This window comes from Pseudomonas sp. 10-1B, assembly GCF_000935045.1.
Classification (GTDB): Bacteria; Pseudomonadota; Gammaproteobacteria; order Pseudomonadales; family Pseudomonadaceae; genus Aquipseudomonas.
On sequence record NZ_JYKS01000023.1, the window covers coordinates 38,602 to 53,721 of the forward strand.

Annotated in this window: 14 protein-coding genes; 8 read left to right on the forward strand and 6 right to left on the reverse strand. The window is 59.4% G+C overall.

What is annotated here, in order from left to right:
- Nucleotides 1-14 precede the first annotated feature (14 nt).
- Both TZ03_RS13580 and TZ03_RS13585 read right to left on the reverse strand, forming a co-directional pair.
- The gene (locus TZ03_RS13580) at nt 15-977 is read right to left on the reverse strand and encodes a FecR family protein (protein ID WP_051098331.1); all 963 of its coding nucleotides are present in this window, start codon (nt 975-977) and stop codon (nt 15-17) included.
- The gene (locus TZ03_RS13585; protein WP_051098332.1) at nt 970-1,509 is read right to left on the reverse strand and encodes an RNA polymerase sigma factor; all 540 of its coding nucleotides are present in this window, start codon (nt 1,507-1,509) and stop codon (nt 970-972) included. Before TZ03_RS13585 ends, TZ03_RS13580 begins: the two co-directional genes overlap by 8 nt.
- 210 nt (nt 1,510-1,719) lie before the next feature.
- On the opposite strand from TZ03_RS13585, the gene TZ03_RS13590 reads away from it, so the two are divergent.
- The 5 genes from TZ03_RS13590 (at nt 1,720) to TZ03_RS13605 (ending at nt 6,161) form a co-directional block, all read left to right on the forward strand.
- Nucleotides 1,720-2,727, forward strand: coding sequence for a DUF4917 family protein (locus TZ03_RS13590; RefSeq protein WP_051098334.1), 1,008 nt, complete (start codon nt 1,720-1,722; stop codon nt 2,725-2,727).
- A 395-nt stretch (nt 2,728-3,122) separates the two neighbouring features.
- Complete coding sequence (locus tag TZ03_RS30245) at nt 3,123-3,815, forward strand: saccharopine dehydrogenase NADP-binding domain-containing protein (protein ID WP_152645449.1); 693 nt, start codon at nt 3,123-3,125, stop codon at nt 3,813-3,815.
- Complete coding sequence (locus TZ03_RS30250) at nt 3,767-4,504, forward strand: saccharopine dehydrogenase C-terminal domain-containing protein (protein ID WP_160297745.1); 738 nt, start codon at nt 3,767-3,769, stop codon at nt 4,502-4,504. The genes TZ03_RS30245 and TZ03_RS30250 overlap by 49 nt, the downstream gene beginning before the upstream one ends.
- Nucleotides 4,505-4,521: 17 nt before the next feature.
- Nucleotides 4,522-5,253 carry a hypothetical protein gene (locus TZ03_RS13600; RefSeq protein ID WP_051098336.1) on the forward strand — a complete coding sequence of 244 codons (732 nt, stop codon included), beginning with the start codon at nt 4,522-4,524 and terminating at the stop codon, nt 5,251-5,253.
- Nucleotides 5,250-6,161 carry an EamA family transporter gene (locus TZ03_RS13605; RefSeq protein ID WP_051098338.1) on the forward strand — a complete coding sequence of 304 codons (912 nt, stop codon included), beginning with the start codon at nt 5,250-5,252 and terminating at the stop codon, nt 6,159-6,161. The genes TZ03_RS13600 and TZ03_RS13605 overlap by 4 nt, the downstream gene beginning before the upstream one ends.
- 97 nt (nt 6,162-6,258) lie before the next feature.
- On the opposite strand, the gene TZ03_RS13610 is transcribed toward TZ03_RS13605, so the two are convergent.
- The 4 genes from TZ03_RS13610 to TZ03_RS13620 all read right to left on the reverse strand — a co-directional run bounded on the left by TZ03_RS13610 (nt 6,259) and on the right by TZ03_RS13620 (nt 9,338).
- The gene (locus tag TZ03_RS13610; RefSeq protein ID WP_051098341.1) at nt 6,259-6,768 is read right to left on the reverse strand and encodes a helix-turn-helix transcriptional regulator; all 510 of its coding nucleotides are present in this window, start codon (nt 6,766-6,768) and stop codon (nt 6,259-6,261) included.
- Nucleotides 6,769-6,773: 5 nt separating this feature from the next.
- Complete coding sequence (locus tag TZ03_RS31530) at nt 6,774-7,049, reverse strand: hypothetical protein (protein ID WP_082056627.1); 276 nt, start codon at nt 7,047-7,049, stop codon at nt 6,774-6,776.
- A gap of 222 nt (nt 7,050-7,271) precedes the next feature.
- Nucleotides 7,272-8,486: a class I SAM-dependent methyltransferase gene (locus tag TZ03_RS13615; RefSeq protein WP_051098343.1), complete on the reverse strand. Its 1,215-nt coding sequence runs from the start codon at nt 8,484-8,486 to the stop codon at nt 7,272-7,274.
- Between the two features lie 234 nt (nt 8,487-8,720).
- Entirely contained in the window at nt 8,721-9,338 is a 618-nt protein-coding gene (locus TZ03_RS13620; RefSeq protein WP_051098345.1) for a TPM domain-containing protein, read from the reverse strand.
- A gap of 186 nt (nt 9,339-9,524) precedes the next feature.
- Between TZ03_RS13620 and bglX the strand changes: the two genes are divergently transcribed.
- The 3 genes from bglX (at nt 9,525) to TZ03_RS13635 (ending at nt 15,048) form a co-directional block, all read left to right on the forward strand.
- The gene (gene bglX, locus TZ03_RS13625) at nt 9,525-11,816 is read left to right on the forward strand and encodes a beta-glucosidase BglX (RefSeq protein WP_051098347.1); all 2,292 of its coding nucleotides are present in this window, start codon (nt 9,525-9,527) and stop codon (nt 11,814-11,816) included.
- Nucleotides 11,817-11,962: 146 nt separating this feature from the next.
- A complete protein-coding gene (locus TZ03_RS13630) occupies nt 11,963-13,720 on the forward strand; it encodes an ATP-binding protein (RefSeq protein ID WP_051098349.1) in 1,758 nt (585 codons plus the stop codon).
- Complete coding sequence (locus TZ03_RS13635; protein WP_051098351.1) at nt 13,714-15,048, forward strand: sigma-54-dependent transcriptional regulator; 1,335 nt, start codon at nt 13,714-13,716, stop codon at nt 15,046-15,048. The genes TZ03_RS13630 and TZ03_RS13635 overlap by 7 nt, the downstream gene beginning before the upstream one ends.
- Nucleotides 15,049-15,120 lie beyond the last annotated feature (72 nt).

The following is a 15,120-nucleotide window of genomic DNA, read 5'->3' on the forward strand; positions in this document are numbered from 1 at the left end:
CCTCAAAACTTTTTTCAACGCGCAAGCAAGTGCGCCTGGCCCGATTGCAGGTCCAGGCGCACCGGCAGAATGCGCGGCAACGCCTGCAACAGTTTTTCTGGCCGGTCGCTGGGGAAGCTGCCGGTCAGGCGCAGTTCCGCGATCTCGGGTGCAAGCGCTACAGGCTGGGCCAGGTAGGCATTGAGTTCGCCCACCACCTCACTGAGCGGCTGATCTGTGAAAGACCACCAGCCGCGTTGCCAATGCTCGAGATCGGGGCCGAACTGCGCGCCCTTGCGCGGCTTGCCCAGATGCCCCTGGCCATCGATGCAGATACGCTCGCCAGCGCCCAGGATGTGCTCACCGCCCTGCAAATCACGCACTTGTACCCGCCCGCGCGCCACTGCGACAAACACCCTGTCGCCCCGATCACTGACGGTGAACGAGGTCCCCAACACCTGCACACTGCCCCTGCGGGTACTGATGAGGAAGGGCCGCCACCACTCGTGGGCGACGTCGAAAAAGACATTGCCGTGCAACAGCATCACCTGGCGCTGAGCATGGTCGAAGCGAATGCGCAGGTTGCTCTCGGCCGCTGCCAGCAACTGACTACCATCGGGCAGGGTGAGCGCATGCGACGCTTCGCCGTGGCCGGTCAACAAATCTTGCTGGAATGGCGTCGTGCGCTGGAACATCCAGCCCAGCCAGCCACCCGCGCCGAGTAACAGCGCCAGCGCACCGCCCTGGCGCAGCAAGCGCCGGCGGCTCGGGTCATAAGGTTGCGGCGCCACGGCACTGCGTAATTGCGGCGTCAGGCGGTGCACCAGCTGCCAGCGCTGCTCGGCTTCTTGCCAGGCACGTTCATGCTCGTCGCTCTTGTGTCGCCAGCGCAGCGCCTGGCCACTGGCTTCACGCACACGTGCGGGGTCGTCGCCATGCATGGCGGCAAGGTAGACCAAGGCTTGCTGTACCTTGCGCGCGGCAGCAGGTTCAGCCATGGCGGCTGGCCAGGCGAAACTCGGACAAATCGAATACCGCCCGGGCGATATGCAACTCCACCGCCTTGGCCGACAGCCCCAAGGCCTCGCACACTTCGCGGTGGCTGTGACCATGCAGGCGCACTCGCACGAACACCTCGCGGCGCAGGCGCGGCATGCGCTCGACCAGGACGATCAATTGCTGCAACTGCTCACGGGCGATCAGGATGTCCTCGACGCTGGGGCTCAGCCCATCGACCCGTACCAGCCAATCCTCCAGCGCCGCCAGTTCGGTGCCGCGACGCCGGTACTGGTCGATGCACAGGTTGCGCGCAGCCTGGAACAGCAAAGCCCGGGCATTGAGCACCGGTGCATTGAGGGCATGGGCATAAGCCTGGGCAAAGCTGGACTGGGCAATGTCGGCGGCGTCGTCCGGGTTGCGCAGCCGCCCGCACAGGTAGCGGCGCAAGTCACTGTAATGGGCCAGCAAGTCATCGACGACTGCCTGCAAGGCCGGCGCAGGGCCGCTCCAGGGGGTAGGGAAAGATGTCATTGCAAATGCGCGCTGTTAATAGGAATCCCTATCATTCTCACACAGGGATTCTGGTCATCGCCAGCAGCACATGCATGAATCGTTTTTTGACGAGCCGCATTCAGGAGGACCGGAGACAACACAACACCGCTGCCTGGACAGCAACCCTCGCACACCTTGCCTGACATGCTAAAGTCGCCCCCGTTCCCGCTCCACCCAACGGACCCCAGCATGCCCGCACTCGACGCCTCCCTCACCCCCTGGCCAGAAGTCGCCGCCCGCCACCCCAGCAACGCCCTGCTGCTGGGCAACGGCGCCAGCCGCGCGCTGTGGAAGCCGTTCGGCTACTTCTCGCTGTTCGAGCAAGCGCAACGCGCCGGCCGCAAGAAAGGCCTGGCGGTCAGCGACCAAGCGCTGTTCAAGTCCCTGGGCACGGAACTGTTCGAGCCGGTGCTCAGCGCCCTCAACACCACCGTGCGCACCAACGCCGCGCTGGCCATCAATTCTACCGCGCCGCTGAACCGCTATTACTCGATCAAGGAAGCGCTGATCCACGCCGTGCGTAGCGTGCACCTGCCATGGCCGCTGATGCCTGCAGCCACACTGGCAGCGATCAACCAGGCTCTGCGCGAATACCGCAGCGTCTACACCAGCAACTACGACCTGATCCTGCCTTGGGCCGTGCAACACGCCTCGCACGGTTTCGCCGAACTGTTCGACGAGCAAGGCTTCTTCGACGTCCGCCGCACTGCCAGCGAAGGCACTCGGGTGCTGCACCTGCATGGCGGCCTGCACCTGCTCAAGCTGCCCGACGGCACCACCCGCCAACGCAGCGCCGACAGCGCCGAACTGCTCGATGGCTTTGCCGTGAACATTCCCGGTGAAGTGCCGCTGTTCGTCAATGAAGACCGCAGCGACGAAAAGCTGCGCGCCATCCGCAACTCGGACTACCTGAGCTGGTGCCTTGGGCAACTGGCGCAAGAAAGCCAGGGGCTATGCCTGTTCGGCCAGCACCTGGACAGCAGTGACCAGCATCTGCTCCAAGCCATTCGGCTGGCCCGGCCGGCGCATTTGTCGATTGCGATCCGGCCATTGAGCGAGGCTTCGGTGATCAACCAGAAGCAGCATTTTGTCGATCGGTTCGGGGATCTGGCGGGGACGCAGCTGCATTTCTTCGATGCCGGTACCCATCCGTTGGGGCAGGCGTGGTTGACGATCGAGGGGCCAACTGCTCGTTGATGAAAGAGGCTTCTATCGGCGGCATACCATGTGCCGCCCTTGGAACAGCCCGATCATCCGCTTTCGGGAAAAACAGCGACGGGTGAGTTTTGCTGATTTAGACACAGTATCTGATCGCCTGAATAAACCGTCCCTTGTGCATATCCATATGCAATCAGAAGGCCTATTTTCAACATCCGAATTAAATAGGAAATATCCTACAAGCCATTAGGATAAGTCTGTAGTACTTCCTTTAAAATTCGGCTTCAACTGCAAAACCGCTTGACCGCCCATATACCTGATGTTTCCATCAAGCACGATCTCAAATAATTTTAACTTGCCTCGGCAAACGTGCAGATCACGTCTGACCTCCATTCAGAAGTGAACAATAAAAAAATAAAACAGGAAGTCATCCGATGAAATTCATCATTGTAGGGTACGGAGCGGTTGCAGCCACACTATTACCAATGCTCTTTGACGAACTAGGCGACAAGATATCCTCACTCACTATCATCGACCCACTTTCAACCAATGATAACAGCCAATCCACCGTATTTCCCGCGACCTTTGTACGCACACGCCTGACGCCCGCAAACTACAAACACATCCTGATCAACCTAGATGCCAATACATTCCTGCTAAATCTATCCGTCGATGTTTCAAGCCTAGACCTGGTCGTCTATTGCCAAGAGCGGGGAGCCAAATATCTAGACACCTGTATTGAGCCGTGGGCAGGGCATTACTCAAACCACAATATAGACTTCAAATACAGGACCAACTATCACCTGCGAGAAGGTATGCTCGCACTGAAGCAAAAATTCAAAGGTGGTCCCACAGCCGTTATCGCTCACGGTGCAAACCCAGGGTTGGCATCTCACTTTTTCAAACAAGCCCTGCTTAACATTCGCCATGATCAGTCTGGGGCGAGCGACCATTTGCCAACCACACGCCAAGAATGGGCGCAGTTAACGTGCGACCTGCAAATAAAAACTATTCATGTGGCTGAACACGATACTCAGGTAGCTAAAACACCGAAGGCAGTCGGCGAATTCATCAATACGTGGTCAGTCGACGGTTTATCGCTGAAGGATGCCAACCTTCGGAGTTAGGCTGGGGAACTCATGAACTAAAACTGCCAACCGGAGCACACTTTCACGAATCTGGCTGCAAGAGTTCAATCTATTTGACCCGACCAGGTGCATCGGTTCGTATAAAGACATGGACCCCAGCTGCCGGACCTTGCTTGGGTTTTCTCATTACTCACAATGAGTCCATATCACTATCGGATTACTTGACCATCCATGATGGCGACAGCGTTTCTTATAGGCCAACTGTCAATTATGCTTATCATCCGTGTAATGATGCCATTCTTTCTCTTCATGAACTAAGTGGAACCTCCTGGCGACCACAACAGCGAAGGCGTGTCATAAGCGGCAATGACATCCTTGAGGGAGCTGACTATCTCGGTGTTCTCTTGATGGGACATGAGAGGAATGCATACTGGTACGGTTCCATCCTTGAAAACGGTACAGCTCAAGCTTTAAACCCCAAAAGCTCCGCTACCACTTTACAAGTAGCCGCCGGCGTATTAGCTGGCCTCATATGGGCCTTAGAGAACCCCAGGCATGGCATTGTGGAAGCAGAGGAAATGGACTTCCAATTCATACTCAACATTGCACAACCCTACTTGGGGGACTTGGTTGGCATATATACAAACTGGTCACCAGGAAACAACGACAAGCAAAACCATTACCCCTCGACTTCCCTCCAGTGGCAGTTTGAAAACTTTCTTGAATAAATACAGGGAGCGCAAGCATGAGCTATATAAAGACGGCTATCGGCCTGAAGTGCCATGACTGGTCTTCGGTGGAGCTATTGAAAGATCTGTCCCCCGAAGTCATCATCGGAAACAAGGAAGATATCAAATACCGCCAGAAACATTTCTGGCACGACATGAGTTCCGAATTCGACTCAAAGCATTTCCTCATCTATCTCCTGAAACGTAAAGATCTTAAACTAAGCGATGAATTCCTTGAATTCGTATGCCTTTGGCATCTCGACGAACAAAACCATTATCGAGGTCTACGCAAGATAAACAGCGTTCTTTATGGACAAAGCGAAGAACTTATTGAACACCAACTAAAATCCAGAAAGCCAGATTTCGATCCCATCGAAGCATTCCTGACTGATGAGTTTACTATCCTGCTTTCAATTGCATTCGATGAAATAACAAGCACAAGAGCCTACAAGCAAGACTTTGAGCTTTTTGACAGCTTGGGGCCTTCATGCCTATCGACCTGGATACGTAACGCAGCCAAAGACGAAGCTGCGCACTATGGGAATGCAATAAAAATCTTGAAGCTTCGCCACCAGCCAAGATTAAAAGAAGCTCCCGCTGTACTGGAAAGCATACTGGCACATGAAACCTCCCAAACGTTCACCTATAACAACACGTTCATTTTCGACCATGATACTGACGACTTTTCTCATGACTTACTACGGCATAGCAAGAGCACCATTATCGACATCTTGGAGCGACATCAATGAACTGGGTATACTTATCCCTGATGGCTCCACTCTTGTGGAGCCTGTCCAACATACTGGACAAATTCGCTATTGAACATATAACCTCGAACTACATACCCTTCATTTTCCTTCTCAGCGTAGGCAACACATTCTTCGCCGCGCTTATATATATTTTTCTCGACACTTCAGAAATCGACATTCTCTTTGCCAGCCTCAACATACTTTCTGGGCTTGCGATATTCCTCCAGTATTTTGCATACAGCTACTCCTTGGAAGACATGGATGTTTCGGTAGTCATACCCATCCATCAGTCAGAGCCACTATTTGTTCTTGCGGCCTCGATATTGATATTTAACGCTTTCCCCACATACGAGCAGGCACTCGGTTTCTTTCTGATCACAGGGGGAATTCTAATTCTCTGCATGTCAAAAAAAACGATTCTCGGTCTGGGAGAAAAAAGACATATTGCGATGGTATTTGTATCCGCATTCTTCGGTGCCATATCAACCATCATTTCCGACGAAATACTGAAAATGAAGAACCTTGAATTCGTTCTGCTCTTCAACTTTTCAGGGTACGCGCTTGGTGGCTTTCTATTGCTGCTTAATCCTGCCTGGAGAAAGCTAATAGCTCAAGATCTAAAAACACTTAACACCAAACAACTTGGCATTTTCGCTGCCACCAACCTATTCGATGTAGGAGGTTATATATTTTTCATGGCCGCGCTGGCTGTCGGCGGCGGCGCAGCCTTAGTGTCGGTCATTGTTAGCATCCATCCTCTGTTCGTACTTATTTTTGGAGCCATCGCAACTCGACTATTCCCGAACTTCATTAGCGAGGATATAGCCCCCTCTGGATTCCTGAGGAAGGCACTTTCAATCCTAATCATCATATCCGGAATATCAATAGCAGCATTTAATGACTTGTGACAAAAAACGCGGACCAACATTCACATTAAAAGTAAATTCTACTATCAGGACATTTCATTTTGTGGATCGGCTCGGGAAAAGGACCCCGCGACGCAATTCAATGCAGCACGTTGTACGAACCTCCGAAGACGCGCTCATAGGCACTGGCTACATTGACCGTCATCGCCACTCGGGCCAAGTCCAGTTTGTCCTGCCCGATCGAGTAGTTACCACGAATCTGTAACCAGTCCAGAATATCAGCAAGGTGCCAAAGCGAAGCACTACCTTCATGAACGGGCGCAGGGAAGCTATGCCTATGAGCGAGCATCAACTTCCTCATGTTCTGCCGCGATACGCCTACGATCTCGGCCACATCGGTAAGCCCTACAAGATCAGGCGTCGCCTCGACCAGGCGTGCTCGGGGAACTGCCTTGCGAACATCATCGAGCGCACTTTCGATGGCTTCTTTCGCAGAAGAAGCCTCGCGGATGAAAGCCAGCGCCAGCCTCCCCGGCTGACCCAGGCCGACCACCGCGTCGTCACAACCCGCCTCGGCCAAACGCTCCAATAGCGAATCGGTATCTTCGTGCTCGTTCAATTGATACTTGAGGGTGTACTCATACTCCACGGCGTCTACTCCTCATCTCTATTGGCAGGCCAGGGCGACATTCTGTTTCCCGAGCAGTTATCGACCACTCGCCGCAACTGCCGGGCAAAATTGCCAGGGTTCCTTGGGGTGCTCCAGACGCTGGTGATACAGAACTCGCCACAGCGACATTCGCTGTCGTTAAAGGGGCAATACATCTTTCCCCAACAGTGCCCACCTCCCCTCACGACTTTCCATCCCTGTGACTCGGCGTGCCTCAAGGCCTGCTCGACCTCTTTCTGGGCATGACTGGGGCGTGACATCAGCTTTCCTCCAGTGTGGGCTCGCAAACACAAGGTTGTCAAGTGACAACCTGGCATTCAGTAAGTAGCACGCCACACTACAGGCTTATAGCCGTCCAAAAAGTCCCGAACGATATCTTGGGAGTTCTCCTACGCCTATTTGAGATCAATACCGAATCAAGGTGTGCAGGAGGATTCAGTGCATGAGGATAGGGTTCAGCGAAGAGGCGACCAGCCAAGCCTTCAAAGCAACCCATCCGCCCGCAACAACGTCTCCAGGCAATGCTCCTGCACTCCATAGAACGCCTTGAGCTGGGCAATTTTCTCCAGCAATGCGCCGTTGTCCCCCACCTGCCGCCGCTTCACCGCAAGAATCATCTTGTTCTTGTTGGTGTGCTCCAGGGAGATGAACTCGAACACCTTGGTCTCGTAACCGCAGGCTTCCAGATACAGCGCACGCAGGCTGTCGGTGAGCATCTCGGCCTGCTGGCCCAGGTGCAGGCCGTACTGCAGCATGGGTTGCAGCAAACCTGGGCTGTGCAATTGCGGGCGGATCTGTTTGTGGCAGCACGGCGAACACATGATGATCGCGGCGTTGCAACGGATGCCGGTGTGGATGGCGTAGTCGGTGGCGATGTCGCAAGCATGCAGGGCGATCATCACTTCGATGGCCTCCGGCACCACGCTGCGTACATCACCACACTGGAATTCCAGGCCCGGGTGCTCCAGGCGCGAGGCGGCGGCATTGCACAGGTCGACCATGTCCTGGCGCAGCTCCACGCCCGTCACCTGCGCATCACGACCCAGGCTGTTGCGCAGGTAGTCGTGCATGGCGAAGGTCAGGTAACCCTTGCCCGAGCCGAAGTCGGCTACCCGCAGCGCCTGCTGCGCTGGCACCGGGGCGTTGGCCAGGGCGTGGTCGAACACCTCGATGAATTTGTTGATCTGCTTCCACTTGCGCGACATGGACGGGATCAACGCGCCTTGTGCGTCGGTTACACCCAGGTCACGCAGGAACGGCCGCGACAGCTCCAGGTAGCGTTTCTTCTCGCGGTCATGGCCGCTGCTCGCGGCAGCTTCACGCGGTGCCTGTGCGCCGTGGCGCTGGAGCATGGGCTTGCCCTTCTTGCTGAAGGTCAGTTGCACTTCGCCGTCGGCATCGAACAGGTGGGCGTTGCGGAAGCTGTCCGGCAGCAGCTCGGCGACCAGCGCCTGGGCCTGGTCCAGCGGCAGGTTACGGGTGATGTCGCGGGTCTGGTGGCGGTAGACCAGCGATAGGCATGGCTGGCCCTTGACCTGCAGCGGCTTGGCAATGATCCGTTGCAGGGTCTGGTCGGCACCGACATGGCGCGCCAGCACCAGTTTGACCAGGGTATTGCCGTGCAGGGCGGTATTCAGCAGGTCGAGAAACTGGGCGCGCGCATCTGGCGCGGACGAAGCAGAAGAACTGGCGGACATGGAGAAACGGTGCCTCGGATAGCGGGAAGCGCTTGGCGCAATGCATGCATTCTACAGGGTGGTGTACTTCCTGTGGGAGATCGCCCAGCCCGCACAAGAAACTGACCTCGCAGGCGGTCAGCCCACCTTGTGGAAGCAACTGTCTTGTATTGGCTGGACTGGCCTCATCGCCGGCAAGCCAGCTCCCACAGGAATTGCACACGGCTTACGGCTAGTGCGCCCCAGGGGGCCGAATCAGTCGAGGATAACCAGGCGGTTGGGCAACTCGTTACGGGCGTGGGTAGGCGGCACGTGCTCGCTGAGCAGGTCACCACAGGCGTCGATGCACTCGACAAAGCCCTGCAAGGTCCGGCCCTGACGCACCTGTTCGACAAAGCGGGCAACGATGGCCGCGCGGGCTTCGGCATCCAGGTAGTGCTCGATACCGCGATCAACCAGAATCTCCACATGCCGCTCCGCCTCGCTGACAAAAATCAGTACCCCCGTGGCACCCGCAGTGCGTTGCAGGTTCTGTTCGCGAAACTGCTGGCGGGCCAGGCGCGAGGCGCGCCAACGGCGCAAGGCATGGGGGATCAGCCAGCCGGCCAGGCGCGGGTTGCGCAGCAGCAGGCACAGGCCGACGAACAACAGCACGTTGGCCACCAGCAAACCTCGCACCCCCGGCCAGCCCAGCAGCCACTGCAGCAACCCTGGCACAGCCAGCGCCAGTACCGCAGCCCAGAACAACGGCCAATAGGCATAGTCGTCTGCACGCCTGGCCAGCACCGTCACCAGTTCGGCATCGGTGCGCCGTTCGGCACGGGCAATGGCTTCGGCGATCTGCCGCTGATGGTATTCGTCAAAGGGAGTCATGCCGTCGGTCTCTTCAGCGTTCTTATAGTTGTTGTCCCGGCATTCGGGGCTTCGTCCGCAGGCGATATATTCAGGCATAATCCGCCGCTGGAAAAAATGCCTGCAAATCGTACAACAATAGCCGCCTGAAAACTTCGGCCGCGCGCGTATCGCCGTGGATACGGCAGGGGCCCCACAACGGAATTGATGATGAAACTGTCTTTGCTGGGCCTGGCCATGGGCCTTGCCAGTCAGGCGGCCCTCGCCGCCCCCTCCGCCCCACCCTTGCAGGACAAACAGGCGTTCATCGACCATCTGATCAGCCAGATGACCGAGGCCGAGAAAATCGGCCAGTTGCGCCTGATCAGCATCGGCCCGGAAATGCCCCGCGACAAGATCCGCGAGGAAATCGCCGCCGGCCGCATCGGCGGCACCTTCAACTCACGCACCGCGCCCGAGAACCGGCCGATGCAGGACGCGGCCATGCGCAGCCGCCTGAAGATCCCGATGTTCTTCGCCTACGACACCGTTCACGGCGAACGCACCATCTTCCCGATTGGCCTGGGCATGGCTGCGACCTGGGACATGGATGCCGTTGCCAAGGTCGGCCGCACTGCCGCCATCGAAGCCTCGGCCGACGCCCTGGACATGACCTTCGCGCCGATGGTCGACATCGCCCGCGACCCACGCTGGGGCCGCACCAGCGAAGGCTTCGGCGAAGACACCTACCTGACTTCGAAAATCGGCCAGGTGATGGTCCGCTCGTTCCAGGGCAGCAGCCCGGCCAACCCCGACAGCATCATGGCCATCGTCAAGCACTTCGCCCTGTATGGCGCGGTGGAAGGCGGGCGCGACTACAACACAGTCGATATGAGCCTGCCGAAAATGTACAACGACTACCTGCCACCCTACCGCGCCGCACTCGACGCCGGAGCCGGCGGGGTGATGGTGGCGCTGAACTCGATCAACGGCGTACCGGCCACTTCCAACACCTGGCTGATGAACGACCTGCTGCGCAAGGAGTGGGGCTTCAAGGGCGTGACCATCAGTGACCACGGCGCCATCCAGGAACTGATCCGCCACGGCGTCGCCCGCGACGGCCGCGAAGCCGCCAAACTGGCGATCAAGGCCGGCATCGACATGAGCATGAACGACACCCTGTACGGCGAAGAGCTGCCAGGCCTGCTGAAGTCCGGCGAAGTGACCCAGCGCGAGCTGGACCAGGCGGTGCGTGAAGTGCTCGGCGCCAAATACGACATGGGCCTGTTCAAGGACCCGTACGTGCGCATCGGCAAGGCCGAAACCGACCTCAAGGACTACTACGGCAACGACCGCCTGCACCGCGAGGCCGCCCGTGATGTGGCGCGCCGCAGCCTGGTGCTGCTGGAAAACCACAACCAGACCCTGCCGCTGAAAAAGGCCGGCACCATCGCCCTGGTCGGCCCGCTGGCCGATGCACCGATCGACATGATGGGCAGCTGGGCCGCCGACGGCAAACCGGTGCATTCGGTGACCGTGCGCGAAGGCCTGCGGCGCGCCGTGGAGGGCAAGGCCAAGCTGGTCTACGCCAAGGGCTCCAATGTTACCGGCGACAAGGCGATCCTCGATTACCTGAACTTCCTCAACTTCGACGCCCCGGAAATCGTCGACGACCCGCGCCCGCCTGCGGTGCTGATCGATGAAGCGGTCAAGGCCGCGAAGCAGTCCGACGTGGTGGTGGCAGTGGTCGGCGAGTCCCGCGGCATGTCCCACGAGTCGTCGAGCCGTACCACCCTGGAGATCCCGGCCAGCCAGCGTGAGCTGATCAAGGCCCTGAAGGCTACCGGCAAGCCGCTGGTGCTGGTGCTGATGAACGGCCGGCCGCTGTCGATCGGCTGGGAGCGCGAGCAGGCCGACGCCATTCTGGAAACCTGGTTCGCCGGTACCGAGGGTGGCAATGCCATTGCCGACGTGCTGTTCGGCGACTACAACCCGTCCGGCAAGCTGGCCATCACCTTCCCGCGTTCGGTCGGGCAGATTCCGATGTACTACAACCACACCCGTATCGGCCGGCCATTCACGCCGGGCAAGCCGGGCAACTACACCTCGCAGTACTTCGAAGAGCCTAACGGCCCGCTGTACCCGTTCGGCTATGGCCTGAGCTACAGCAGCTTCGAGCTGTCGGGCCTGAAGTTGTCGAACAAAGACCTCAAGCGCGGTGACACGCTGGAAGCCGAGGTGACGGTGAAGAACACCGGCAAGGTTGAAGGCGAGACCGTGGTGCAGTTGTACCTGCAGGATGTGTCGGCGTCGATGAGCCGCCCGGTCAAGGAACTGAAGAACTTCCAGAAGCTGATGCTCAAGCCTGGCGAGTCGCGGAGCTTGACCTTCCGCATCAGCGAGGAAGACCTGAAGTTCTACAATGGCCAACTGCAGCGGGTTGCCGAGCCAGGGGAATTCAATGTCCAGGTCGGGCTGGATTCCCAGGCGGTGCAGCAGCAAAGCTTTGAACTGCTGTAAGTACGCTGCATCCAGGACCGGCCCTATCGCCGGCAAGCCAGCTCCCACAAGAGCGCGACAGCCTGACGGGCCTTTGCAGTACCTGTGGGAGCTGGCTTGCCGGCGATAGGGCCCTTAAAGACACACAATTTTCCGGATCCGCCCCAATGCCCTTTTCCTTTCGCGCCCTGCGTCTGGGGCTGATCACCTTGCTGATCGTGCTTGGCACCGCCCTCAGCGCTGGCTGGGCGATGCACCAGGCCAAGCGCCAGGCCATGGAGGACGACGCCCGGCGTGCCAACCAGCAACTGGGGTTGTACGCCAATGCGTTGCATACCCTGATCGACCGCTACCGCGCCCTGCCCGCCGTGCTGGCCCTGGACCCGGAACTGATCGCCGCCCTACGTGGCCCGGTCAGCGAACAAATGCAGGACGCCCTGAACCGCAAGCTCGAACGCATCAACGGCGCCGCCAACTCGTCCACCCTCGAACTGCTCGACCGCACCGGCCTTGCCATCGCCGCCAGCAACTGGCGGCTGCCCAGCAGCTACGTAGGCTCCAACTACGGTTTTCGCCCCTACTTCAAGCAAACCCGCAGCCAGGGCAGTGGCCGCTTCTACGCTGTGGGCGTGACCAGTGGCGTGCCGGGCTACTTCCTCGCCAGCGCGGTGAACGACGAGCACGGCCGCTTCCTCGGCGCCATGGTGGTGAAGCTGGAGTTCCCCGAGCTGGAGCGCGAATGGCGCCAGGGCAGCGACATACTGCTGGTCAGCGATGCCCGTGGTATCACCTTCATCGCCAACCAGGATGGCTGGCGCTACCGCGAGCTGCAGCCGCTCAGTAGCGCCGACCATGCCGAGCTGGCCGAAACCCGCCAGTACGACAAGCAACCGCTGGTGCCGCTGCAGCACCGGGTGCTGACCCGCTTTGCCACCAACAGCACCCTTAGCCGCGTGCAAGCCCCGGAGGGCAACGCAGAATACCTGTGGGAAAGCTTGCCGCTGGAAGGCGAAGCCTGGACCTTGCACCTGCTGCGCAAGCCGCAGGTCGCCGCCGATGGCCGCAATGCCGCCCTCGGCGCTGCCGCCGTATGGCTGAGCCTGGTGTTCGCCGCCCTGTTCGTCAGCCAGCGCCTGCGTCTGGCCCGCCTGCGCCAGCGCAGCCGGCAGGAACTCAAGCGCCAGGTCGAAGAACGCACCCGAGAACTGCGCACCGCCCAGGAGGGCCTGGTGCAATCGGCCAAGCTGGCCGCACTCGGGCAAATGTCGGCAGCCATGGCCCACGAAATCAACCAGCCGCTGACCACCCAGCGCATGCAGCTGGAAACCCTGCGCCTGTTGCTGGACCATGGCCGCTATGAAGAAGCGCGTCAGGCGCTGGAGCCCCTGGAGCAGATGCTCACGCGCATGGCCGCGCTCACCAGCCATCTGAAAACCTTCGCCCGCAACAGCCCGGTTGGCCTGCGCGAGCGCCTGGACCTGGCCAGCGTGGTCGACCAGGCCCTGCACCTGCTGGAAGCCCGCATTCGCAGCGAAGCCGTGGAGGTGGCCCTGTACCTGGCGCGCCCGGCCTGGGTACGCGGCGATGCCATTCGCCTGGAGCAGGTGCTGATCAACCTGCTGCGCAATGCCCTCGACGCCATGGCCGACAAGCGCTACAAGCGCCTGGAGATCCGCATCGAACCCGACGGCGAGCTGTGGCGCCTGAGCGTGCTGGATTCTGGTGGCGGCATTGCCGAGGCCGATCTGACCAAGGTCTTCGACCCGTTCTTCACCACCAAGCCGGTGGGCGAGGGCCTGGGTTTGGGCCTGGCCATTTCCTACGGCATCATCCACGAGGCCGGTGGCCAACTGCAGGCCGAAAACCTGCCCGGCGGCGCGCGCCTGAGCCTTACCCTGCCCCGTGACCTGGAGCCTGTATGTTGAATTCAGTGATCGTCGTCGATGATGAAGCCAGCATCCGCACTGCGGTCGAGCAATGGTTGAGTCTGTCCGGCTTCAGCGTGCAGTTGTTCGCCCGCGCCGAGGAGTGCCTGGCGCACCTGCCGCAGCACTTCCCGGGGGTGATCATCAGCGATGTGCGCATGCCAGGCATGGATGGCCTGCAATTGCTCGAGCGCGTGCAGGCGGATGACCCCGACTTGCCGGTAATTTTGCTGACTGGGCACGGCGACGTGCCGATGGCGGTGGAAGCCATGCGCAACGGGGCCTACGATTTTCTGGAAAAGCCCTTCACCCCGCAGCACTTGCTGGGCAGCCTGCGTCGGGCCCTGGAAAAGCGCCAACTGGTGTTGGAAAACCGCCGCTTGCACGAGCAGGCCGACCTCAAGTCACGCCTGGAAAGCACGCTGCTGGGCATGTCCCAGGGCCTGCAACAGCTGCGTCGGCAAGTGCTGGACCTGGCCAGCCTGCCGGTCAATGTACTGGTCCGCGGCGAAACCGGCAGTGGCAAGGAGCGCGTGGCCCGCTGCCTGCACGATTTTGGCCCGCGCGCCGGCAAGCCTTTTGTCGCCCTCAACTGCGCTGCCATCCCCGAATCGCTGTTCGAGGCCGAGCTGTTCGGCCATGAAAGCGGCGCCTTCACCGGTGCCCAGGGCAAGCGCATCGGCAAGTTGGAATACGCCAACGGCGGCACGGTGTTCCTCGACGAAATCGAGAGCATGCCGCTGGCTCAGCAGGCCAAGCTGTTGCGGGTGATCCAGGAGCAGAAGCTGGAGCGCCTGGGGGCCAACCAGAGCATCAGCGTCGACCTGCGCATCATTGCCGCGACCAAGCCCGACCTGCTTGAAGAGGCCCGTGCCGGGCGCTTCCGCGAAGACCTGGCCTACCGCCTGAATGTTGCCGAACTGCGCCTGGCGCCGTTACGCGAGCGGCGTGAGGACATTCCGCTGCTGTTCGAGCACTTTGCCCGTGCTGCTGGCGACAAGCTTGGCCGCGCTGCCCCAGCGCTGTCGGGTATGCAACTGGCGCAGTTGCTGGCGCATGACTGGCCGGGCAACGTACGTGAGCTGGCCAATGCGGCGGAACGGCATGCGTTAGGGCTGGGTTCGCCAAGCATCGAGGTGGCGCCTGGCGGGCAGTCGCTGGGCGAGCAGATGGAAGCGTTCGAGGCGCAATGCCTGCGCGCGGCACTGCGCCAGCATGGGGGCGAGATCAAGGCGGTGATGGAGACGTTGCAACTGCCGCGGCGCACGCTGAACGAGAAGATGCAGCGGCATGGATTGGTACGCGAGGATTTTGTTGGGCGGGAATGAGCGGATTTCCGCTTATTGATAATTAGGGATAAGCGGGAATCCGCTTATCATCTTGAGATTTTGGGGCTGCTT